Origin of the sequence: Alkalicoccobacillus porphyridii, assembly GCF_007293315.1 — a bacterium.
GTDB lineage: Bacteria > Bacillota > Bacilli > Bacillales > Bacillaceae_D > Alkalicoccobacillus > Alkalicoccobacillus porphyridii.
Map to the genome: position 1 here is coordinate 23,183 of NZ_VLXZ01000009.1, position 23,796 is coordinate 46,978.

A 23,796-nucleotide genomic window follows, 5' to 3' on the forward strand; every position below is an offset into this window, starting at 1 on the left:
GTTCTCACCTCACTTTAAGGCTTGCTCAATAATCTTCTTTCCATTACCAGCTAATAAATGATCTGGCTGACTAGCTAATGCACGCTCAAAGGACGCAAGAGCTTCTTCTCCCTTATCCATACTCGCATAAGCTACTCCCAAATTATAATGAGCATCTGCATGATTTGGCTGAAGCTCAACCGCTTTTAATAAATGGGGCAGTGCCGCTTCTAGCTGCTCCAGCTGGGCATATGTTAAGCCTAGCTGAAAGTGAGCATCAACATCCATTTCATTCATTTCAACCGCTCGTTGGAAGTTTGCGCAGGCATGGGGTAATGATCCAAGCTGATAATAACTCATACCTAGCATAAAATAAAGATCGGCCTCATCAAGCTTTTTGATAAGAGCTTGTTTAAACATTTTCACTGCCTCTTCAAACTGATCTTGTTTGTAATAAATGGTCCCAGCACCATAGTAAGCGGTGGCCGCCTCCTCATCCAGTCCAATGGCGCGATCAAAAAATACTAATGCTCGCTCCTGTTCATCTAGGAGTGATAACAAATTACCAAAGTTTATATACGCTGCAGGATCTTTAGGGTTCTGTTCAATCGCTTCGGTAAACGCTTTTCCCGCTTCTTCATACTTTTGCTCTCTCATGCAGGCAATGCCTTGTTCATTTAAATTTGTCATATGTATCTTCTCCTCACTTGAAAAAAGGGAAAACACCGCTCAGGCATTTTCCCAGTTTGTTAGTACTACATCAATCGTTCCTCCACCAAGACAACGTTCACCATCATATAGCACTACTGCTTGTCCAGGGGTAACTGCTCGTTGGTCCTCATCAAATGTGATAGAAGCTGTTCCATCAGCATGAGGATGAACGGTAACCAGTTGATCTGTTTGACGATAACGAAACTTAGCGGTACAGGTAAAGGTTTCGGTTGGGGCTTCATTCATAATCCAGTTCATATTTATTGCTTCAAGCCCTTTAGAGAACAGACCATAATGATTTGATCCTTGTCCTACATACAAGACATTTCGTTTTAAATCCTTGCCAACAACAAACCAGGGCTCGCCCGCACCACCGATGCCAAGACCTTGGCGTTGACCCAATGTATGATACATTAAACCATCATGCGTTCCCTTTACTTCATTTGTTTCAAGTGCGCGTATTTCCCCAGGTGTAGCGGGAAGATACGTACTTAAGAAGTCTTTAAAATCACGCTCACCTATAAAACAAATACCGGTGCTATCTTTTTTAGAAGCGGTAGCGAGATTTGCTGCATGTGCACGCTCTCTCACTTCAGACTTAGGCATGTCACCAATGGGGAACATCACCTTTCTTAGCTGTTGCTGACTTAACGCATTTAAGAAATAGGTTTGATCTTTATTACTGTCGACACCACGAATTAATTGAAACACACCATTAACTTCCTCAACGCGTGCATAATGTCCAGTAGCTACATAATCTGCTCCAAGAGTCATGGCGTGATTTAAAAACGCCTTAAACTTAATTTCTTTATTACACATTACGTCAGGGTTAGGCGTACGCCCTGCTTTATATTCATCTAGGAAATAGGTAAACACCTTATCCCAGTACTCTTTTTCAAAATTCACTGCATAATACGGAATGTCTAACTGATTACAAACTCGAATGACGTCATTATAGTCCTCCGTTGCTGTACAAAAACCAGTTTCATCTGTATCATCCCAGTTTTTCATGAACATGCCGATCACATCATAGCCTTGTTCCTTTAACAAAAGCGCTGTGACAGACGAATCCACTCCTCCAGACATCCCCACAACAACGCGGGTATCCTCAGGACGTTTACTCACCTTGCTCACCTTCCTGTCTCTTTACTACACAATAAAAGGCTGCTGTTGTTGAAATCGTTTCACAATTTTAGCCGTTTCATACGCTGCTTTCTCTATTTCTGATAGATCATTACCTAAACCGAAACTATAACGAATTGCTGTTTTTGCGCGTTCTGTTCCTTCTCCAAACATCGCCGTTAGAACATGGGAAGGCTCGATTGATCCTGCCGTACATGCAGAACCACTTGAGGCCTCTATACCGGCTAAATCAAGATTTACGAGCATGGACTCCACATTTACATTTGGAAAGCTTAGATTAAGAATATGAGCGAGCTTTTCAGTTGAATGACCATTGATATAAAAATCAATACCTTGCTGCTTTAGAATAGCAGAAAACTGTTCAGCATAGCTATTATATTGCTCGTTCTTTTCCACTCGCTCCTGGCATGCACGTCGGAAGCTTTCGGCTAACCCCTTAATACCAGCTACATTTTCGGTCCCTGCTCTTCTTTTCCGCTCTTGCTCGCCACCAAACGAATACGGGGCGACCGTTATACCTTCAGCCACATATAAAAACCCGACACCCTTTGGTCCATTGAGTTTATGAGCGCTTACTGATAGCATGTCCACTTGTAGCTGATGGATAGAAAGGTCGACACTACCAGCTGCTTGAATCGCATCTGTATGCAGCACAGCCTGATGGTCACGCAGACTCAGTCCTACTTCTTGAACCGGTTGTAGAGTGCCAACTTCATTATTACCAAGCATTAGGGATACAAGGACCGTATCTGGTCGCAAGGCAGCATAAAAGTCTTCAATGCGAATTTTGCCCGTTTGATCAACGGGCAGATACGTGACTTCATATCCAAGTTGTTCTAACTGTTTACATGCATGCATTACCGCATGATGCTCTACCTTTGAAGTAATAATATGACGCCCTTTATGCTGATTAGCTTCGGCATAACCTAGAAGGGCTAAATTATCTGCTTCAGTCCCCCCACCAGTAAACAAAATAGTTGAAGGAGCCACATTAAGCTCCGTTGCAATAACCGCCCGTGCCTCATCTAAAGCTTGCCTTGCACGTCTACCCGTATGATGAATACTTGACGGATTGCCAAATACCTCGGTTAAATATGGCATCATGGCTTCCAATGTATCCGGATGAAGAGGAGACGTAGCTGCATGATCCAAATAGATCCTTTCCATATTGATCACCTGCTTTTTTTAGAAAAAAATTATCCTTAAATATAGAACATGTAATACTCTTGTTCTCCTTCTGTTTTGAAGTTCGCTAAATCATCAAGAGTGGTGTTATCCAGTACATCCTTTACTGCATCACGAATCTTAATCCAAAGATCACGCTTCGCTGGCTCCTCATCCTCCAATACTTCCACTGGACTAATGGGGCCCTCCAATACACGAATAATGTCACCCGCAGTAATTTGTTTAGCTTCTTTTGCCAGCATATAACCACCATATGCTCCTCGTACACTTTTAACAAGTAACGCATTACGTAGTGGTGCAATAAGCTGCTCAAGATAGTGCTCTGAAAGGTCATGCTCTTTTGCAATTGACTTCAAAGACACTGGACCTTCACCTGATTTCTTTGCGAGTGCCATCATAATTGTTAACCCGTAACGTCCCTTTGTCGATATTTTCATAAATAATCCCTCTTTCAATCAGTTTTGTCACCATTCGTTTACAATGGGGAAGTGATATGCCCACAACATACCCAATCCCAACACAATATATAAGTGTACCCAGAAATACCGGCCCGCCAAGCAACCAGCCTGCCGCTAATACAACTAGCTCTAGCAAAATCCGGACCCGTTGCACTTTCCAGCCTGTCAGCTTATGTAAGGCAAGCATTAAGGAATCACGAGGTCCAGCTCCGAGCCCTGGAGCAATATACAAACCTATTCCATACCCATTTATTAAAATACTCGCTAGTAACATAATCCAGCTAATCACAGCGAGCTCTGAAGATGGTAGAATAAATAAAAACAAATCGATAAATACACCAACAATTATCATGTTTACAACGGTCCCAAGCTTAGGCCACTCTTTAACCAGCAAACATGAAACAAATAACACAAGGAATCCTGTTATGATTGACCAAGACCCTACTGTTAATCCGATCTGTTGCATTAACCCTACATGAAGAACCTCCCAAGGAGCAATACCCAGCTCTGCACGAATCATGAGTGCAATACCAAATGACATTACCATCAAACCAACAAGAAAAAACAGCCACCTTAGTCCTGCTGTCTGTAAGAACCGAGCTTGTATGACATTCAACAGAAAATCCCTTCTTCCCTATAATTCCAAGCTATTATATCATGATTTATACGAATGATGGTAATGAATCCACTGCATCTTAAAGTGGTTTCTTTTGCGATTTTATCATAATACGCTAGACTTAATAGCACAAACCCTCACAGTTCTGTTGGACAGAGTCCATGCTTATGTGTAAATGACATTGGTGTAAAGAGAAGGTGGACGGATCATGTTTTGTCTCTTCGGCTGCCGCTCCCGAAATTGGGGCACGCTTACCGCAGGGAGGTACCTGCGCTAACCCGACTACGTCGATTTATCTCAATGAACCTCTACATCGAGGTCACTGAAAAACGATCCTTATAAGACTGAGAATTTACTTCAATTGTTTAAATCATACTGTTAGCGGAAGGAGAACCCGTAGACTCCTGCGGAACAGAACGAGTCTGAAGCCATCGAAGTGGTGGGTTTCCACTTCGAGGGCTGAGGCCGTTCCCGCGGAAAGCGTAGGGTTCTCCTGTAGCGGCGCTAGTAAGCTCATTCTTACATGACTTTTTCAATGGCCACCTATACAGCCCGCAGTTGTCTGCCCTCCATTTTCGTCAGCTTGTTTAGATAGTTACTAGTATCAGCATTTACACAATTATAAGGACTTAACAGTTTCTTTTGCCTTAAGGAGATGAAGAAAAATGAAAAAACAACCTCTGGCATATCGTATTCGCCCAGCGGTCATTGAGGATGTGATTGGTCAGGAGCAGCTGCTTGGCAAAGGTGAGCTACTGAGACGTATGGTTGACGCTGGACACTTAAGCTCAATGATTCTATATGGTCCACCAGGAACCGGAAAAACATCCATTGCCAGAGCGATATCCGGAACCATGGGTATTCCGTTTCGATTATTAAATGCCGTCATGCACAATAAAAAAGACATGGAAATTGTTGTAGAAGAAGCTAAAATGCATGGGCAAATGATTATGATTATGGATGAGGTTCATCGTTTGGATAAGACAAAGCAGGATTTCTTGCTCCCTCATCTTGAAGAAGGACTTATCATTATGATTGGTGCCACTACAGCTAACCCTTATCATGCCATCAACCCTGCCATTCGTAGCCGGTGTCATATATTTGAGCTCGTATCATTAACTCCAGAAGATATAAAACAAGCATTGATTCGAGCTCTAGAGGATACAAAAGAAGGCTATGGAAGTCAACAGATTCAAGTAGATGATGATGCATTAGACCATTTGTCCAGAGCATGCGGTGGTGATGCACGCTCAGCATTAAATGGACTAGAAATTGCAATCCTTTCAACCGCGAAGCCAAAAGACGGACCAAAGCATATTACCAAACAAATAGCGGAGAAAAGTATACAAAAGAAAAGCTATCAGCACGATAAAGATGGGGATGGGCACTACGACGTTCTTTCTGCATTCCAGAAATCCATTCGCGGTAGTGATGTGAATGCTGCACTGCACTACCTAGCTCGCTTAATTGAAGCCGGGGACTTAGTCAGTATATGCAGACGGTTACTTGTTATTTCATATGAGGATATTGGACTCGCAAGCCCCCAAGCAGGCGAACGAACCTTATCCGCTATTGAAGCAGCAGAACGTCTTGGCTTTCCTGAGGCACGAATTCCTCTAGCGAACGCCGTCATTGAGCTTTGCCTTTCTCCCAAATCTAACAGTGGCATCTCCGCCATTGATCTTGCTTTGGCTGACCTCCGTGAAGGAGGAATTGGAGAAATCCCAGCCTATTTAAAGGATGCCCATTATAAGGGCGCAGCTCAGCTTGGCAGAGGTTTAACATACAAGTATCCTCATGATTTTAGCAGTGGCTGGGTGAAGCAACAATATCTACCCGATCCCTTAAAAAATAAGAGGTACTACACGCCTAAAAAGACAGGGAAGTTCGAGTCTGCCTTAAGTGATATCTATAACAATTTAAATCAGAAATCATAAAAAAGCTTGTCGGCTGTTTCAATGAATGAAACGGTCGACAAGCTTTACTTTATTTATGTTGTATAGATAGGCAAACTAAGTGTAAAAGTCGTTCCTGCGTCTTCCTCACTTTTAACAACTAAAGATCCTTCTAATTCTTCGGCAATGCGAAAGCAGGTCATTAAACCAAGACCAGTCCCTTGATTTTTTGTGGTAAAAAAAGGTGTGCCAATTCGCTCTAATGTTTGCTTACTCATTCCGACGCCTGTGTCCTGTATTATGATATCAATAACCCCCTCGTCTTTTGCAAGGGCATGGATGTTCAGTTTTCCACCTTTAGGCATAGCCTCGATAGCATTCCTAACAAGATTAATGATAATTTGCTGAACCTTATTTGCATCCACCCAAGCATGTGGGATATTATCTACGAACATTGATAACTCTATATTTTTAGCCAATGCCTCCGTATAATACATTTGCTCGGTATCTTGGAGGATTTGGCTGATATCTGTTTCTTTGCGATTCACCTCTGAAGGGCTGGCCATGTTTAGTAAATCTTTAATGATATGGTTTACTCGATCAATTTCCCTCACCAGTAATTCAAATTGATCTTTTTTGCCTTGATCCTTCTCATCTTTTTCAAATAGCTGCAAAAACCCTTTAATGGTGCTAAGTGGATTTCGAATCTCGTGCGCAAACCCAGCTGCAAGCTCACCTACAGCTTTTGACTTCTCTGAGCGTAAAAGCTGTTGCTGCATCATTCTTTTTTCTGTAACATCATTAAAAACAACTAATGTGTCCTGTTCCACTGAATCAGGCGAACAATCACCTTCTAGCCTAGATACACTCACAAAAAAAGTATACGGTTGTTTATCAAGGATACACGTACATTCGTAACGGCTAACATGCTCTCCTTTTTCAATGATGTTAGCGCCATTTAAAAAGGCCTTTAGTCTTTTATGATTTGATGCCGCAGTCTGAAGGCTAACACCAAGAACCTCCTCCCGTCTCACATGAAAAAGACGTTCACAGCTAGAATTAAATGTAGTGATGAGCTGGTCCTTCTTAGTGAAAGCAAATACACCATTATCTGTTGTTTCCACTATCAAACTTGATTTTTGAAGGATTTGTTCCCTTTCAATTAATTTAGCTGTCATCATTTTAAAAGCTCGTGATAACGTATCCGCCTCTTGGTAATAACCATAAGTCAGTGGCTCAACTTTCTTACGGAATGTGAAATTCGCTGTAGCAATCACCAGCTTCTCAATGGGAATTACGATAAAATGTGATAGCTTAAAAACAGCAAACAGAGTTACAAGAAATACAAAGGTGAACAATGCTAAATAAGTTATTAACAAATACTGTTGCGGCGTTTCCAATTGATGTTGAGGCACTGAAACCCCTACAAACCAACTACTTTCATCTTCTTGAGAACGTATCTCGTGAAAAAATTGAATCATTTGGTTTGTAGGATTAAAGTAAGCTTCTCCAGAATCAACTAGCTCCTGAAATTCCCCATCTCCAAAATCATTCATCTCAAAGTAATTGTTATGTAAAACAAGCTCTCTATTTGGATGGGAGATAAATTCACCTTGATGATTAATTAAAAATGCATAGTCCGTGCGATCCATTTCTATATGAGTAAAATTAGGGTGATTCAGCTTTTTTCTTACTTCAGTAACATCCACAAACCCTGCTAATCTACCTATTAATTCATCCTGATGATTATATACGGATTGACTCATAATAAATGTAGGTTCTCGAGGAAAGAGCATCGTACTATCTTCTAGAGTGATTAACTCGCTATCTGTTATCTGAAAAGGAGATTCAAACAGCAAATCGCTAATTGACTCCTGTTTATGTATAGAAACTACTTGTTGATTTGTAATAAGCATCACATCTAAAAAGTAAGGGTAAGATGATTGGAAAGCTAACAACTCACTACGAATGGCTTCCTCGTCTGCTTCAACATCACGAATTGTGGAATCTAACGCAAAACGCTCAAGATTACTCTTACGCTCAGATAGAAAATCTTCCAAGCTTTCAGCGCGACTTCGAGAGAGCAACATCAGAGTTTCTTCCATTTGTGAGGATAAGTTATCCTTTTGATGGAGATACATAACGATACCCACAAGTATTAAAGGCACAAATGTTACACATGAAAAAAAGAGTATTAATTTGGATCGTAATGTATAAAACATAGGCACCTCATTTTACCTTCCAAAACGTGAAAATCTATGACTATTGTCTTAGTTTACACTTTTTTCGACAAAAACAAAAGCGACCACTGCACCCGTAACGCTATCGCGGATTAGAATTTACTTATTTTTTTCTATGACACTGGTATACATATGAAGTGATTTGGAAAAAGTAGTATTACACATGCAAACGCAACAAAGACATTTGCTTTTGTACGCAATGGATGAAAGGATGATATATATGAAAGTCAGACAAGATGCTTGGTCTCATGAAGATGATGTTCTCCTAGCAGAGACTGTATTAACTCACATAAAAGATGGAAGTACGCAGCTTCGAGCATTTGATGAAGTTGGGGATGCATTAAATCGGACGTCAGCTGCATGCGGTTTCAGATGGAACGCCGTAGTTAGACAGAAGCATTTAAAGGCAATTGCAGATGCAAAAAGGGAGCGAAAAGAACGCAAACGAGCAGCAGGATTCACCTATTATTCCTCTGATCGAACTGTTTGGGCTCCGCCCTCAATGTTATATGCACCCGTCGAACAAACAGAGCAATCTATTGAACAGCCAAGCCTTGATCACATTATTAAATCATTACAGCAATTTGCTCAATCTCTAAAAAAACAAAATCAAACAAGCCATGCCATGCAGGACGTTCTAGCAGAAAATGAGCAGCTTAAACAACAAACCTATGAATTAAAGCAAGATCTGCAAAAAATGAAACAGGATAATAGCATCATTGAAGAAGATTACCAGTCCCTTATTCAAATTATGAATCGTGCAAGACGGATGGCCATTTTAGAAGATGAAGAGGCTTTATCTAGTGCAGCATTTAAAATGGACAAAAACGGCAACCTTGAAAAAGTAGCCAAATAAGCAGATAAAAATAAACCCCGTACCTCTTTTAAGAGATACGGGGTTTATTTGTTTATTTATCTGTGCGATTAATTTCAATTCCGTCCAACAGCTTTGTAATGACATGCCCCGCCATAATTAACCCACAAACGGAAGGCACAAATGCATTAGAGGAAGGAGGCATTTTCGCTTTACGAATCGGTCCATGCTCTGCCTTTTCAGGCACGATTTCTTTTCGAATATCCTCTCTGATACGGATAGGCTGTTCATCAGAGAATACTACTTCCACACCTTTATAGATCTTTGATTGTTTTAATTTTCTACGTACAACTCTTGCTATAGGATCATAGGATGTCTTTGAAATGTCTGCAATTCTCAGCTTGGTGGGGTCCATTTTGTTTGCAACTCCCATGCTTGAAATAATTGGAATCCCTCGCTCAAGACACTCTTTCATTAAATGAACCTTATAGGAAATGGTATCACTAGCATCAATAACATAGTCAATGCCTTGTTCAAAAAACTGTTCATAGGTTTCTTCAGTATAGAACATTTTTAATGCGATAACTTCACACTCAGCATTAATATCAAGGATTCGTTCCTGCATTAACTCAACCTTTGGGCGACCAACTGTTGAAAGCAAGGCATGGATTTGACGGTTTACGTTTGTGATATCTACATCATCTTTGTCGACAAGAACCAATCGACCGACTCCAGAACGTGCTAATGCTTCAGCAGAAAAGGATCCAACTCCCCCTATTCCAAGTACGGCAACTGTTTTTCCTTTTAACTGGTTCAATCCATCGTGTCCGATGGCTAATTCATTTCTCGAAAATTGGTGCAGCATGCTGTTAAGAAGCTCCCTTCAATTACAAATCTTTAATTCTACTATTTATATAACCCGATTAACTATATCATGAGGCGCAAAATAAAGAAACGCCTATAAATTGACAAATAAAAAACGCCTCCTAAAGGAGACATTACGGTCGTCTAATTAAATATAAATCCCGAATATGCCGTAGATCTATGGTTTTTGAACCTGCGAAGCAGGTGGGTGCCATGTATTTATGCTTTTACGTCCTCAAATCGTACGAGGCTTGTAATCCTATAAATAACGATCAGGCTCCCTATCAAAAGGTGTTGGCTCAAAAAAGAACAAGAGAATACGAGCATCTCAGGATTTATTTTATTGATTCAATTGTACCACGAGAGCTTTCACTGTGCAATAAATACGCTTAAAAAAGCATGAATAATCTACAGTTTAGAACATTTGTTAGTTAGGGTATGATAGTGCATAAGGAGTTTAAAGACAGGAGGATTCTACCTATGGAACCACTTGCTACACATCGGTGCATTGAAGTAAAACAAGAGATTGGCTGGATTGAGAAACGAACGGTTGAAACGTCCTTTGATCTTCATCTATTTGAAGATCGAATTGAAGTGAAAGACACCCATTATCCAATTAAAACCGTACTCGATATATCCTACCGATTAGAGAAGGATAAAATCGGCTTTTTGTATTTGCATACAACTGGAGGAATTAGAACTTACTTTATTAAGCAGGATCCTTCTAAATTGATAGAGGAATTTAAGGTACTAATGCCTTCAACTAAACATCGGATGTAGTCTAAAGACCATGGTATCAGCCATTCTTTTGAATAAATAACATCGATGTATCGATGTGAAGAGAAGGAGCAAGGCTAATGTGTTGTTGCTCCGGCTGCCGCTACCGAAAATGGGGGCACGCTTCCCGCGGGAAGGTAATGAGCTAACTCGACTTCGTCGATTTATCTCATTGAACCTTTTCATCCCGCAGGTGTCGGCCCTCCATTTTCGTCCGCTTGTTTAGAGAGGTATTGGAATTAGGATTTATACATGCTTTTTCATAAGGCAACAACTCTCTGGGTAACTTCCTTTAATTCTTGGCAAACTGCTCATTTTGTCTAATCAAAATGAGCGGAAGGAGAAACCGTAGACTCCCTACGGAACAGAGCGAGGCCGACCGACATTGAAGGAGTGTTCTTCTCCTTCAAGGGCTGAGGCCGTTCCCGTGGAAATCGTAGGTTTCTCCTGTAGCGGGCACGTAAGCTTAATACTAGATGACTTTTCCTAAAACTATTCATACCTGGTGCCTACTAATAAGCGGACAAAATAGAGGCTACTGAAAAAAGCTTTATAGAGTATATACATAGTTATCTACATTACGCGCATCGGTGGTTCTTCTTCGGGTGTTATCCATTTTTTTCGTACACTAGTCACTATTTTGAGCGTAAAAAAAGACGCAGCTCTCTGCGTCTTTTTTTACTTATAGCTTTACTTCTTCAGACCGTTTCTTTCCAATCACAGAAAGGTTTAAGTCGATAAGCTGTTCTACACTTACTTCTGCTGGTGCGTTGGTTAACAAGTCGCTGGCGCTTGCTGTTTTTGGGAAGGCAATTGTGTCGCGTAGGTTGTTTTTGCCTGCAAGCAACATGACCATACGATCCAATCCTAATGCAATCCCGCCGTGTGGTGGCGTGCCGTATTCAAAGGCTTCCATCAAGAATCCGAACTCCTCACGAGCTGCCTCTTCGGTAAAACCTAAAGCTTTAAACATTTTCTCTTGCACGTCTCGTTTGTAAATACGCTGTGAACCTCCACCAAGCTCATAACCATTAAGAACAAGGTCATAGGCTTCTGCACGAACCTTTTCAGGCTCACTTCCTAATAGATGCATATCTTCTTTTAATGGGCTCGTAAATGGATGATGAGCTGCGACAAAACGGTGTGCATCTTCATCGTATTCAAGTAGTGGGAAATTCATAACCCATAGGAAATTAAACGCCTCTTTATTGATTAAATCAAACTCTTTGCCAAATTTCATTCGCAGGGCGCCTAGGCTGTTCTGAACAACACTTGCTTTGTCGGCTCCAAAGAATAACAAGTCACCTGCTTCAGCATCAAGCGCAGTCTGCAAAGAAGCTGCTGCTGATTCATCAAAGAACTTCGCGATTGGACCTTTAAGGCCTTCTTCTTCAACCTTTAACCAAGCAAGGCCTTTTGCTCCGTATGGCTTTACAAATTCGCTTAAAGCGTCAATTTCTTTACGAGACAGCTTTGAAGCTCCACCTTTAAGATTTAGCCCTTTAACCATTCCACCTGAGTTTAAGGCGTTTTGGAACACTTTAAATTCAGTACTTTTAGCTACCTCATTTAAATCAATTAATTCCATACCAAAGCGTGTATCTGGCTTATCAGAACCAAAACGATTCATCGCTTCATCATATGAAATCCGCTTAAATGGAGTCGGAATATCGATGCCATGAATTTTCTTTAAGAGTCCAGACATCATCTGCTCCATCATAAGGATTAGCTCTTCTGTTCCCATAAACGATGTTTCAATATCCACTTGAGTGAATTCAGGCTGACGGTCTGCACGTAAGTCTTCATCACGGAAGCAACGAACGATCTGATAATAACGCTCAAAGCCGGACACCATTAATAGCTGTTTGAAAATTTGCGGTGACTGTGGCAAAGCATAAAAGCTACCGTGATGAACACGACTTGGTACTAGATAATCACGAGCTCCTTCTGGTGTGCTCTTAGTCAGCATTGGTGTTTCAATTTCGTAAAAGGTTTGCTCATCAAGGAAATCACGGATGAATTTAGTGGTTTGATGACGCAACTTGAAAACCTCTTGCATGTCCGGACGGCGAAGATCTAGATAACGATATTTCAAACGAACGTCTTCTGAAGCGTCCGTATCTGCTTCAATTTGGAAAGGTAATGATTTAGACGCATTTAATATTTCAATGTCTGAAACATGAATCTCTATTTCACCTGTCGCTAATTTTTCATTAATTGTTTTTTCGTTACGTTTCACTACTGTACCTGTTACAGCGACAACATATTCATTTCGTACCTTTTCAGCGATAGCCAGTGCTTCTTGATTGTCTGGACTAAATACTACCTGTACCAGGCCAGAACGGTCCCGCACATCCAGGAAGATAACCTGACCTAAATCCCGACGTCGTTGCACCCATCCTTTTAACTCTACCTGTTGTCCTTCAAGCTGTGCATGTAATTCTCCACATTGATGTGTTCTCCCACTCATCTTACTTGCCCTCCTTCAATCTCTTTTTTAATGTATTGAATAAAATCAGTCAGCGGCTGTGAAACCTGTTCGCCTGTTTGCATATTTTTTATGACAATACTGTTATCAGCCAATTCATTTTCACCTAACACTGCTGTAAAACGAGCATTCAAGCGATCTGCTGTTTTAAACTGGCCCTTCATCTTTTTATCAAGATAATCCTTATCCGCACTAATTCCCGCCTGTCTTAACTGATATAAAAGTTCCACGGATTTATTTTTGGCTTCATCACCTAATGCCACAAGATAACAATCAATGGATGGCTCCGCCTCTTTCACCAGGTTCTCTGCTTTAAGAGCCATAATAAGTCTTTCGATACTAAAAGCAAAACCGATTCCAGGTGTGCTTGGACCGCCTACCTCTTCTACTAAACCGTCGTAACGACCCCCACCACATAAAGTGGTAATGGCACCAAAACCTTCTCCCTCGGCCATCACCTCAAAAGCTGTGTGATAGTAATAATCCAGTCCACGAACAAGCGTTGGATCAATTACATAAGGAAGTCCGATTTGATCAAGGTGTGCCTTTACCTGTTCAAAGTATTGGCGTGACTCTTCATTTAGATAATCCAAGATAGATGGAGCTGTTTTCATTAACGGATTATCACGATCTTTTTTACAATCAAGAATCCGGAGAGGGTTCTTCTCTAATCGCATCTGACAGTCTGAGCAAAACTCATGAATGCTTGGCTTAAAGTGGTCAATAAGTGCTTGACGGTGAGCTTCTCGACTTTCTTTGTCCCCTAAGCTATTTAGAACAAGCTTTGTATTTGTGATGCCTACTTCCTTGTAGATATCCATCACAAGTGCTAATACCTCTGCATCAATAGCTGGATCGGCACTACCCATAGCCTCTACACCAAACTGAACAAACTGACGCATCCGACCAGATTGAGGACGCTCGTAACGGAACATGGGTCCGTAATAATAAAGCTTGTTTGGCTGAGTTGCCCAACCATGTATTTTATGCTGAACATATGCACGAGCAACGGAAGCTGTACCCTCAGGTCGAAGCGTTAAATTCCGATCACCGCGGTCCTTAAAGGTGTACATTTCTTTTTGCACAATATCTGTTGTATCTCCAACCGTGCGAGTAAATAATTCAGTGTGCTCAAAAATCGGAGTACGAATTTCTCTAAAGTTGTAGCGGCGGCAAACCTCCTGCGCCTTCGTCTCAATAAATTGCCAAATTTCGCTCTCCCCAGGCAAAATATCCTGAGTGCCGCGTGGAATTTGAATGTTCATGCTCTTCTCCTCCTGGTTCTGCTCAAATAAAAAACTCCCGTCTCTGATGAAATGAATCATCAGGGACGAGAGTTAAATTCCCGTGGTGCCACCCTAGTTGAGACTACATACTAGTCTCCGCTTTAAACGCAGGTATCGTCTGCAAACGGCTTTTCCTACTCAGTACATCGTACCGTTCAGAAAGCTCCTCTAAGGTGTTCTTTCATTAAGACAGACAGGAGGGCTTACAGCCAAGGCCACTCTTCTCTGAATATCTGCTTCTCTTAATTACTCTGCCTTTTCATCGGACTCATATATAATTGCTAATGCTATCTATCATACGAATGAATAGTCGGGCTGTCAACTACCTAATTTCGTTCTGCCTTTTTCTTTATTATATTTTTTTCGTTTTGAGCATAGCCATGTTCCAACATTCCCAAGCTTACACCTAAAGGTTGTACATTCTCTTCCTTATGTAGCTGATCTATATTGTTTAGGTATAATTGACTAAGGTGTTGGGCCATTTTACTATTCATCCGCATGTAGGCATCTCCTAATAAATTGATCGTTTTATTAGGATGACCAACAAAATATGCTTTTAAACAGTGAATTTAGTTTGGAGAGCTGCTATCATAGATCGCTGAAATAATTTCCGATGTTTTCATTGCTTGCTCTGCGGTTGTACGTGGTTGTTCAAGTCCCAAACAGCTTCTCACAAAGTTCTGAGCCTGAGCAAGTCCCGCATCCTTCTCTCCAGGAAGCCATTGTGCTTGAGAGGTAGTAAGCATCCCGTGTTTACTTGTGTTCACTGAAAATGGGAAGACTTCAATTCCACCCTGAGTACCTGAAATACTTAGAACTTCCTTATCCTCAAGAATGTTCGCTGCCCAAGAGGTTTCAAATAGAAGTGTTGCTCCCGATTTAAATTTAATATACGCCGTAGCATGATCCTCCACGTCAATCTTATCTGGATCAAACACTCCCCATTCATTCACCTGCTCTGGGTCACGGCTAATTCGCTCATAGGTTTGGCCGAGTACTTGGTCCACATCTTCAAAGTCTGTTAACCAGAGTGCCAGATCAAGAAGATGGCAGCCATAGTCCATCAAACAGCCTCCACCTTGAAGAGAACGGTTTGTAAACACACCCCAACCTGGTACTTTTCGTCTGCGTAGGGCTTGTACGCGTATCACCAATGGATCCCCGATTTCACCGCTTGAAAGCAGCTTCTTCGCTGCTTGGGATTCCCGGTAAAAGCGGTAATGATATCCTATCATTAGAATCTTACCCGATTCCCTTGCCGCGTTAACCATCGTCTCACAGTCTTCTACACTTGTAGCCATTGGCTTTTCACATAAGACATGTACCCCAGCTTCAAGTGCTTGCTTCGCTAATTCCGCATGAAAAATATTAGGGGTACAAATCGTGACAGCATCCACTTTTTTTAATAGTTCTTCATATGATTTCGCAACATGTGCAATGTTGAATTCATCCGCAGCTGCCTTAGCAGCTTCCTGATTCTGATCAAACACGCTTGTTAGCTCTACCTGATCTTTTTGCTGTACATATGCTGGTATATGACGGCCACGAGCGATGCCGCCCGTACCAACGATCCCCATCTTTAAAGCTGACATGACAATAACAACTCCCTTTTTACTTACTCACCTGGTACTTCTTCTAAAGGTTTTGCATTTCCGTAAACTGGTTTTTCTCGATCAACTGGAGCTGCCCATTTGACTCCATTTACAATGACACGCTGTACTTGTTCATTGTAATAGGTTGGGTGTGTCTCATGACCAGGTCTGAAATAAAAAATCTTACCTTTTCCACGATTAAACGTACATCCACTTCTAAAGACCTCCCCACCCTGAAACCAGCTGACAAAGATTAGTTCGTCTGGAGCTGGAATATCGAAATGCTCTCCATACATCTCTTCTTGTTCAAGCTCAATATATTCTCCAATACCTTCTGTTATCGGATGACCAGGCGCAGTAACCCAAAGTCTCTCCTTCTCATTAGCCTCTCTCCACTTTAAGTCACATGTTGTTCCCATCAATGACTTAAAGATTTTTGAAAAGTGTCCCGAATGCAAGACAATAAGCCCCATCCCATCTAAGACTCTTTGATGCACACGTTGAACAATGTCATCTGCCACTTCATGATGAGCCACGTGCCCCCACCAGATCAATACATCCGTTTGATTTAACACTTCTTCTGTTAGTCCATGCTCTGGTTCATCCAGTGTAGCTGTTTTACTTTCATAACCCGCCTTCGCAAGGAAAGCAGAAATAGTTCCATGGATTCCATCCGGATAAATTTCTTTTACCTTTTGGTTTGTTTGTTCATGTCGATGTTCGTTCCATATCGTTATATTCATTTTTACGACTCCTTTAAAGATGATATTTAGAATGTGGTATCGTTCTCATATTTAATGTATAAATAATGACTTACGTGTCACGCTTAATGAATTTATATTGAAGGACTTTCTCTGTTCCAGCTAGCTCTTTTTGCTTGTTAAGTATTTGTAGCATATATGTCATTGTTTCGCGCCCCATTTGCTTAATTGGTTGTTTAATCGTTGTTAATCCAGGCTTTAATACTCCTGACATCTGCTGATCATCAAAGCCAATCACGGATAAATCCTGTGGAACGATGATGGAAGACAGCTGTGATTGTGCAATAATACCCATTGCCACTTCATCGCTACCTGTAAAAATTGCATCAGGACGATCGTCCATTTTCTCGATACGCTTTAGAACACCTCTTCCATCCTCAACACTGCTAACATTTTTAAAATACCATTCATCTTGAAATAATAAATCATGCTCGCTTAACGCTTGAAAGAAACCCTTCTCTCTATCAACCCCCAAATCTGATCCAATTGGTTCGTCCCCGCAGCAAAAAGCAATTTTCTTTCTACCATTTTTTATAAAATGTATGATGGCTTGAAACGTCGCTTCGTAATGGTTAATTTTAAAAGATGGAATATCTGTTTGTGCGGTATATTCATTACAAGATACAATGGGGCCATAGCCTAAATAGGGTTTAATGTCCTCCCAATTGTTTTCAACAGATGCTAAAATCACACCATCTACCTGCTTTGTTTTCAATAAGTCTAGATACTTCAATTCACGTTCTCTGGATCCTCTTGTATTACATAAAATGAGTTGATACCCAGACTCCGTGGCCACCTCATCCATCGCATCAACCAATCCACTAAAGAAAGGATTAACGATGCGTGAAATAAGAACAGCAATCGTTCTTGTTTTACTTCCGCGAAGACGTTGTGCCGAAGAGTTAGGAAAATAACCTAGTTCCTTCATAGCCTGTTTTACCCGTGAACGTTTTTCATCATTAACATATGGATGGTTATTGATCACTCGAGAAACTGTTGATCTAGATATACCTGATAGTTTTGCCACATCTTTTATTGTCGCCAAATAGCAGGTCCCCCTTCCTACTCATGAAAGCGCTATCAGATATAGTGTAGTATGCTCTAAATTAAAAATCAATGAATTTTTTGATTATGCTGTAATCTTTTAATATTTCAGTGATGAAATAAAATTCGAACGGGCGTTTATCGTTTTAACAGTAACGTTGCCGTTCGAATTTTATAGCTTGTAATGTTTTAGTGAGAGATTATCTCTCTACCAAGAGAGTGACAGGACCATCGTTTACAAGCTGAACCTTCATATCTGCACCAAATTGACCCGTCTCCACATGTACTCCCTTTGCAACAAGTCTCTCATTAAACAAATCATATAATTGAGCGGCAGCTTCTGGCTTTGCTGCCTCTGTAAAGCTTGGACGCCGACCTTTTTTTGTATCTCCGTACAAAGTAAATTGCGAAATCGAAAGAATTGAACCCTTTGTATCTAAAAGAGAAAGATTCATTTTGCCTTGTTCATCATCAAATATGCGAAGGTTAATGACTTTCTCAACAATTTCATTTACCTCTACTTCCGAATCCTCGTGAGTAATACCGACCAAAAGGACTAGACCATGGGTAATCGCTCCTACCCGCTCCCCCTCAATCGTTACACTCGCTTCCTTCGATCGTTGTAGTACAACTCTCACCTATTCCACCTCTTAATGCATCATTCTTCTTACTGAATAAATATCCTTCAGTTGTTTTATCTTTTCTACTACCCGTTGTAAATGACCGAGATTTTGGATGGAAATACTCATATGAATTGTAGCCATCTTGTTTTTTTGGTCAGACCGTCCAGTTACTGCATTAATGGATGTTCGCGATTCCGTCATCGTATGAAGAATTTCGTTTAATAGACCGTTACGATCAAAACCTGTAATCTCAATATCCACAGGATACGCTTTATTCTCTTGCTGGGCCCCCTCCCACTCGACGTCAAGGAAACGGCTCTCCTCTTCCGATTGAATGTTTGGACAGTCCGCTCGGTGAATAGATACACCGCGTCCTTTTGTAATAAATCCTACAATTTCATCACCTGGAACAGGTGTACAGCAACGCGAAATCCGGATTAATAGGTTGTCTACACCTTTTACACGAACACCTGAGTTGGTTTTTTTCTTGGGTGTAAATGACTTTATATCCGACAAAGCGTTATCGAGTGTTTGCTCCTCTTGCTCCTGATCCTTTTTCTTGCGGATTTTTTCCGTCAATTTATTTACAATTTGTTTCGCGCTAATTCCACCGTATCCAGTAGCTGCAAGCATATCTTCTTCACCTGCAAAGCTAAATTTATTCGTGGCTTCAGCAATGTTTTCAGGTGTGAGCACCTCTTTAGGGTCAAACTCCAGCAGTCTGACTTCCTTTTCTAGCATCTCCCGTCCCTTTTGAACATTCTCTTCACGTTTTTCCTTTTTAAACCACTGCTTGATCTTATTTTTAGCATGTGAGGATTGCGTGATCTTAAGCCAGTCTTGACTTGGACCATAAGAGTGCTTGGATGTCATAACTTCCACTATATCGCCCGTTCGCAGCTCGTGGTCCAGCGGCACCATCTTACTGTTTACTTTAGCGCCAATACATCGGTTACCAATCTCACTGTGTATGCGATAAGCAAAATCCAATGGTACGGATCCACGCGGAAGCTCAACAACATCGCCTTTAGGTGTAAATACAAACACCATATCTGAAAACAAATCCATCTTCATGGATTCCATAAATTCTTGAGCATCATTTGTATCATTTTGAGATTCTATAATATCCCTAAACCACGTCAGTTTATCCTCAAATGAATTTGATTGGTTGGAAAGGACTTTACCTTCTTTATAAGCCCAATGTGCTGCCACCCCAAATTCAGCGACCCGGTGCATCTCATCGGTACGGATCTGTACTTCAAGCGGGTCTCCATAAGGTCCGACAACCGTTGTGTGTAATGATTGATACATATTGGCTTTTGGCATCGCAATGTAGTCTTTAAAACGCCCAGGCATGGGCCTCCAACAGGTATGAATTACACCTAAGACGGCATAACAATCTTTAATATTCTTTACAATAATTCGCACGGCTAAAAGATCATAGATTTCATTAAATTGCTTATTTTGAAGAACCATTTTTCGATAGATACTATAGATGTGTTTAGGACGGCCGGAAAGCTCACATGTTACGTCCATATCCTCAAGCTGATCCTGAATCTTTTCTATCACTTCTTCTAAATAGCTCTCACGCTCTGCGCGTTTTTTCTTCATGAGATTAACAATGCGATAATATTGCTGAGGATCAAGATAACGTAACGCGATGTCCTCTAATTCCCACTTTATAGCTGAAATCCCTAGTCTATGTGCTAAGGGCGCAAAAATCTCCAGCGTTTCATTAGAGGTTACCCTCTGCTTAGCTGGAGGCATAAATTTTAAAGTTCGCATATTGTGCAAACGATCCGCAAGCTTTATTAAAATGACGCGGATATCCTTAGCCATGGCAACAAGCATTTTACGATGATTCTCCGCTTGCTGCTCTTCCTTAGATTTATATTTAAACTTTTTAAGCTTAGTGACTCCATCAACAAGCATGGCCACTTCAGCATTAAATGTTAATTCAATATCTTCAACCGTAACCTCTGTATCTTCAACGACATCATGCAAAAAAGCAGCTGCAACTGTATTTGGATCCAACTGCAGACCCACAATAATTCCAGCTACTTGTATGGGATGAAGAATGTAAGGCTCTCCGGATTTTCTGTACTGGCCACTATGATGCTTTTCAGCGTATTCATAGGCCCTCCGGAGAAAGGCTATGTCTTCCTCTCCCAAATATTCACTCGCCTTTTCAATCACCTGTTCTATGGTCATTCCATCACCTTATTCACGAAACAATATTTCCTACTATTATCCTTGATTGTCACCATTCCTGTAAAGTCATAAACCGAAGAATTTTGACGAATTCATCCATTAAGACTGGAATTCACCCTGCATTCTGTATCCAAAGGAAAATAAGGGAAAAAAAGAATGACGAGGTATCAGATAACCAAGCCATTCTTTTGATGCTATTTAGTATGTAACTAAACTAAATGTATTATATTGGGAAAGTCGATCGCGACCGTTAAGATAAGATAGCTCAATAAGGAATGCAATTCCAACCACTACGCCACCAAGCTCTTCTACCATTTTGATAGTAGCTTCAATCGTTCCACCAGTAGCTAGCAAATCATCTGTAATTAAAACCTTCTGCCCTTTTGTGATGGAATCCTTGTGAATTGTTAGGCTATCCTTCCCATATTCCAAACCATAATCTACTGATAAAACTTCTCGAGGTAATTTCCCTGCTTTACGAACAGGAACAAAGCCCTTTTCCATTTCAACAGCCAATGGACAGCCAACAACAAATCCTCTTGCTTCTGGTCCCACAATCACGTCTACATCAAGCTCAGAGGCGTACTTCCCTAATTCCTGAATAGCCGCTTTATATACTTGGCCATTCTGCATTAACGTTGTAATATCTTTGAAACGAATACCTTCCTTAGGGTAATCCTCTACGATTGTAATATATTGTTTAAAGTCCACTATACCTGCTCCTTCACGTTTTGGTTAGTCGCTTCCACTTTAGAAAAAACGGAATCAAACCATTCTCTTAATTGGTCAAAAGATGAGTATACATACTCATTTTCCAACTCTCCCTGTTGAATCTTGCTTCGATAAATCAGTGATTCATTTAAATCTTTTTTTGAGGGTTTTTCAGATACAGCTGCTACACCATTTTTGGTCTGAATAAATCCTAACTCCTCAAAAACGTCCGCCATAAACTTTACGGTACCACTTGACCAACCCTTATATGCTTCAATCTTCTTCTGCTGTTGATGGTAAGCTAATGTTTGTCGTTGTTTAATTAATGCGTAAAACCATTTAAAATCGTCCCTCGTCGGGTTTGACGAAAAAAAGGAATCCGATTCTTGATAAAAAATGGCATAAATACGGCTTGGCTTACTCATCGTCTTTTGAAAAAGAAGTTCCAGTTGATCCTTGTCTCTCGGTACATCTAATAGCACTAGATACTTGTCTTCAAATGACTCGATGGGGAATGGTTCCGCACCTATATGATGAACATTCATACCTGGAACTAGACTCTCAGAAGGACTGCCTCTAAATGCAAGACACACTCGTTGATCTTCAGGTAGTTCTTGAACCTTCTCTAAGATACGTGGCGGTTTCAGGCTTCTCCAATCAAATAATTGCCACTCAGACACAGCTAAATCCTCAACCATTAATTGAGGTTTAATATGACCATTCCATTCGTTCACGGATAATGTGCCCAAAGCATGAACAGCAGCGGAACGGGTTATTTCATCATGAAGATGTCCCATACGAAAAGCAATGCCATCCAGTGCGGCACCTTGCTCAGTTAAACTGATTTTCAAATGAGAGGAATCACTGCCTATGCGCCTAATTTGCCCTAACTGCACACCTTCAAACATAATCTTTGGTTTGGGGTTTCCCACTCCAAAAGGAGCAAGCTTATCTAATTGCTTCACCACAGATAAACTCACTTCTCCGACCTTTGCCACTACGTCAACACGAGCAATGGGACTGAAATCTTCTTCTGTGAGAACCTCATCAGCCTGTTGATGAAGCTTTGCACGAAGCTCGTCTACTAAATCAAGCTGCATTGTTAAGCCTGCCGCCATCGGATGCCCGCCAAAATGTGGCAGGATATCTCGATTTTTTGAGAGCTCCAAAAACATATTAAACCCTTCAATACTTCTGGCAGAGCCCTTCGCCGTTCCCTTTTCACTATCAAAGCTCATGACGATAACCGGTCTATAGTAACGCTCAACCAGTCTTGATGCAACAATACCAATGACCCCAGCATTCCAGCCTTCTTTACCTATGATGAGCACATGGTTATCAGAAATAGGGTAGTGATCATCAACCATTTTAATTGCTTCTTCAGTCATCTCGTTAACAATAGCCTGCCGTTCTTTATTTAGCCCATCTATTTCCTCGGCAAGCATCGTCGCTGTGGCTAAATCATCCGACATAAGCAGATCAACGGCCGGATCAGCCGAGTCAAGTCGACCCGCCGCATTCATCCTTGGTCCAATACCAAAACCAACATGATCTGCCTCCATCACATCTGCACCGAAGCCACATACCTTTTTCATTGCCCGAAGACCCGGTTTCTCCGTTTCTTGTAAAGCAATGAGTCCAGAGCGAGCAATCAATCGGTTCTCATCCACTAGCGGCACAAGATCTGCGATCGTACCTATCACAGCTATATCTAATAAATGCTCAGGTATGCGTTTCAGTAGGGCGTGAGCAAGCTTAAAGGCAACCCCGACACCTGCCAGCGACTTAAAGGGATAAGAACAACCCGGTTTTTTCGGGTTCAAAATAAATAAGGCATCAGGCAAATTCGGCGGCGGCTCGTGATGATCTGTAATAATAAAATCAAGACCTATCTCCTTTGCCACAGCTGCCTCATGAACGGCCGAAATGCCCGTATCAACTGTAATAACTAGCTGAATCCCATCATCCTTAGCACGTCTTAATGCTGGTTCATTTGGACCATACCCTTCCGTAAAACGGTTAGGAATGTAATATGTAGCCAGAGCACCTAGCTCATTTAGTGCATGCATTAACACAGCCGTACTACTTACCCCGTCTGCGTCATAATCTCCAAATACCATAATATGCTCTTCTTGTTCAATCGCATTGTATATACGCTCAACCGTCTCTTTCATCCCATCCATTAAATATGGATCATGAAAGTTCAGTCCGTCTGAATCGAGGAATTGGTGAACATCCTTTTTCTCGCGCAATCCACGATTCAGTAACAATTTCGCTACTAACGGTGGAAGCTGACAACTCTCCGCAAGAGCGTCTATCGTAGCTTGGTCCTGAGTTTGAACCTGCCATCTTGCTCGTGGCTTTAACATGACAACACCCCTTGACCCTCCTATTATAC

At 41.2% G+C, this 23,796-nt stretch carries 20 protein-coding genes, 1 other RNA gene and 1 other annotated feature; of the genes, 3 read left to right on the plus strand and 18 right to left on the minus strand.

Annotated features, from left to right (window positions below; translation table 11 throughout):
* Positions 1-9: 9 nt before the first annotated feature.
* The 5 genes from FN960_RS14375 to FN960_RS14395 form a co-directional block, all read right to left on the minus strand.
* Complete coding sequence (locus FN960_RS14375; RefSeq protein ID WP_143849436.1) at positions 10-669, minus strand: tetratricopeptide repeat protein; 660 nt, start codon at positions 667-669, stop codon at positions 10-12.
* A gap of 39 nt (positions 670-708) precedes the next feature.
* A complete protein-coding gene (gene mnmA / locus FN960_RS14380; RefSeq protein ID WP_438799891.1) occupies positions 709-1,776 on the minus strand; it encodes a tRNA 2-thiouridine(34) synthase MnmA in 1,068 nt (355 codons plus the stop codon).
* Between the two features lie 63 nt (positions 1,777-1,839).
* Positions 1,840-3,000, minus strand: coding sequence for a cysteine desulfurase family protein (locus FN960_RS14385; RefSeq protein ID WP_143849438.1), 1,161 nt, complete (start codon positions 2,998-3,000; stop codon positions 1,840-1,842).
* A 35-nt stretch (positions 3,001-3,035) separates the two neighbouring features.
* Entirely contained in the window at positions 3,036-3,455 is a 420-nt protein-coding gene (gene cymR, locus FN960_RS14390) for a cysteine metabolism transcriptional regulator CymR (RefSeq protein WP_143849439.1), read from the minus strand.
* Complete coding sequence (locus tag FN960_RS14395; RefSeq protein WP_260682021.1) at positions 3,388-4,092, minus strand: YczE/YyaS/YitT family protein; 705 nt, start codon at positions 4,090-4,092, stop codon at positions 3,388-3,390. The genes cymR and FN960_RS14395 overlap by 68 nt, the downstream gene beginning before the upstream one ends.
* A 665-nt stretch (positions 4,093-4,757) precedes the next feature.
* Between FN960_RS14395 and FN960_RS14400 the strand changes: the two genes are divergently transcribed.
* Positions 4,758-6,029 carry a replication-associated recombination protein A gene (locus FN960_RS14400; RefSeq protein ID WP_143849440.1) on the plus strand — a complete coding sequence of 424 codons (1,272 nt, stop codon included), beginning with the start codon at positions 4,758-4,760 and terminating at the stop codon, positions 6,027-6,029.
* A gap of 53 nt (positions 6,030-6,082) precedes the next feature.
* Here FN960_RS14400 and FN960_RS14405 read toward each other — a convergent pair whose 3' ends face one another.
* Positions 6,083-8,209 (minus strand): sensor histidine kinase, encoded by a 2,127-nt coding sequence (locus FN960_RS14405; RefSeq protein WP_143849441.1) that lies wholly within the window; start codon positions 8,207-8,209, stop codon positions 6,083-6,085.
* Between the two features lie 238 nt (positions 8,210-8,447).
* Here FN960_RS14405 and FN960_RS14410 point away from each other — a divergent pair, with 238 nt between their 5' ends.
* On the plus strand, positions 8,448-9,083 hold the full coding sequence (locus FN960_RS14410) for an RsfA family transcriptional regulator (protein ID WP_143849442.1): 636 nt from the start codon (positions 8,448-8,450) through the stop codon (positions 9,081-9,083).
* Between the two features lie 52 nt (positions 9,084-9,135).
* Here the strand turns inward: FN960_RS14410 and FN960_RS14415 are convergent, their stop codons facing one another.
* Together FN960_RS14415 and ssrS are read right to left on the minus strand one after the other, a co-directional pair.
* On the minus strand, positions 9,136-9,906 hold the full coding sequence (locus FN960_RS14415; protein WP_143849443.1) for a tRNA threonylcarbamoyladenosine dehydratase: 771 nt from the start codon (positions 9,904-9,906) through the stop codon (positions 9,136-9,138).
* A 153-nt stretch (positions 9,907-10,059) separates the two neighbouring features.
* Positions 10,060-10,243: non-coding RNA, 6S RNA (gene ssrS, locus FN960_RS14420), on the minus strand.
* A gap of 142 nt (positions 10,244-10,385) precedes the next feature.
* On the opposite strand from ssrS, the gene FN960_RS14425 reads away from it, so the two are divergent.
* Complete coding sequence (locus FN960_RS14425) at positions 10,386-10,685, plus strand: hypothetical protein (RefSeq protein ID WP_143849444.1); 300 nt, start codon at positions 10,386-10,388, stop codon at positions 10,683-10,685.
* 679 nt (positions 10,686-11,364) lie between these two features.
* Here the strand turns inward: FN960_RS14425 and aspS are convergent.
* From aspS to recJ, 10 genes are all read right to left on the minus strand, one after another.
* Entirely contained in the window at positions 11,365-13,152 is a 1,788-nt protein-coding gene (gene aspS, locus FN960_RS14430; RefSeq protein ID WP_143849445.1) for an aspartate--tRNA ligase, read from the minus strand.
* Positions 13,149-14,435, minus strand: coding sequence for a histidine--tRNA ligase (gene hisS / locus FN960_RS14435; RefSeq protein WP_143849446.1), 1,287 nt, complete (start codon positions 14,433-14,435; stop codon positions 13,149-13,151). Before hisS ends, aspS begins: the two co-directional genes overlap by 4 nt.
* Before the next feature lie 58 nt (positions 14,436-14,493).
* Positions 14,494-14,728 (minus strand) — a binding site (T-box leader).
* A 54-nt stretch (positions 14,729-14,782) separates the two neighbouring features.
* Positions 14,783-14,956: a hypothetical protein gene (locus tag FN960_RS22855; protein WP_185971046.1), complete on the minus strand. Its 174-nt coding sequence runs from the start codon at positions 14,954-14,956 to the stop codon at positions 14,783-14,785.
* Positions 14,957-15,025: 69 nt separating this feature from the next.
* A complete protein-coding gene (locus FN960_RS14440; protein WP_143849447.1) occupies positions 15,026-16,048 on the minus strand; it encodes a Gfo/Idh/MocA family protein in 1,023 nt (340 codons plus the stop codon).
* A gap of 23 nt (positions 16,049-16,071) precedes the next feature.
* Positions 16,072-16,791 (minus strand): ThuA domain-containing protein, encoded by a 720-nt coding sequence (locus FN960_RS14445; RefSeq protein ID WP_143849448.1) that lies wholly within the window; start codon positions 16,789-16,791, stop codon positions 16,072-16,074.
* 70 nt (positions 16,792-16,861) lie between these two features.
* Positions 16,862-17,854, minus strand: a complete 993-nt coding sequence (locus FN960_RS14450) for a LacI family DNA-binding transcriptional regulator (RefSeq protein WP_143849449.1) — start codon at positions 17,852-17,854, stop codon at positions 16,862-16,864.
* A 199-nt stretch (positions 17,855-18,053) separates the two neighbouring features.
* Positions 18,054-18,491 carry a D-aminoacyl-tRNA deacylase gene (gene dtd, locus FN960_RS14455; protein WP_143849450.1) on the minus strand — a complete coding sequence of 146 codons (438 nt, stop codon included), beginning with the start codon at positions 18,489-18,491 and terminating at the stop codon, positions 18,054-18,056.
* A 12-nt stretch (positions 18,492-18,503) separates the two neighbouring features.
* Complete coding sequence (locus FN960_RS14460; protein WP_143849451.1) at positions 18,504-20,687, minus strand: RelA/SpoT family protein; 2,184 nt, start codon at positions 20,685-20,687, stop codon at positions 18,504-18,506.
* 198 nt (positions 20,688-20,885) lie between these two features.
* Positions 20,886-21,398 carry an adenine phosphoribosyltransferase gene (locus FN960_RS14465; protein WP_143849452.1) on the minus strand — a complete coding sequence of 171 codons (513 nt, stop codon included), beginning with the start codon at positions 21,396-21,398 and terminating at the stop codon, positions 20,886-20,888.
* Positions 21,398-23,767, minus strand: a complete 2,370-nt coding sequence (gene recJ / locus FN960_RS14470; protein ID WP_143849453.1) for a single-stranded-DNA-specific exonuclease RecJ — start codon at positions 23,765-23,767, stop codon at positions 21,398-21,400. Before recJ ends, FN960_RS14465 begins: the two co-directional genes overlap by 1 nt.
* Positions 23,768-23,796 lie beyond the last annotated feature (29 nt).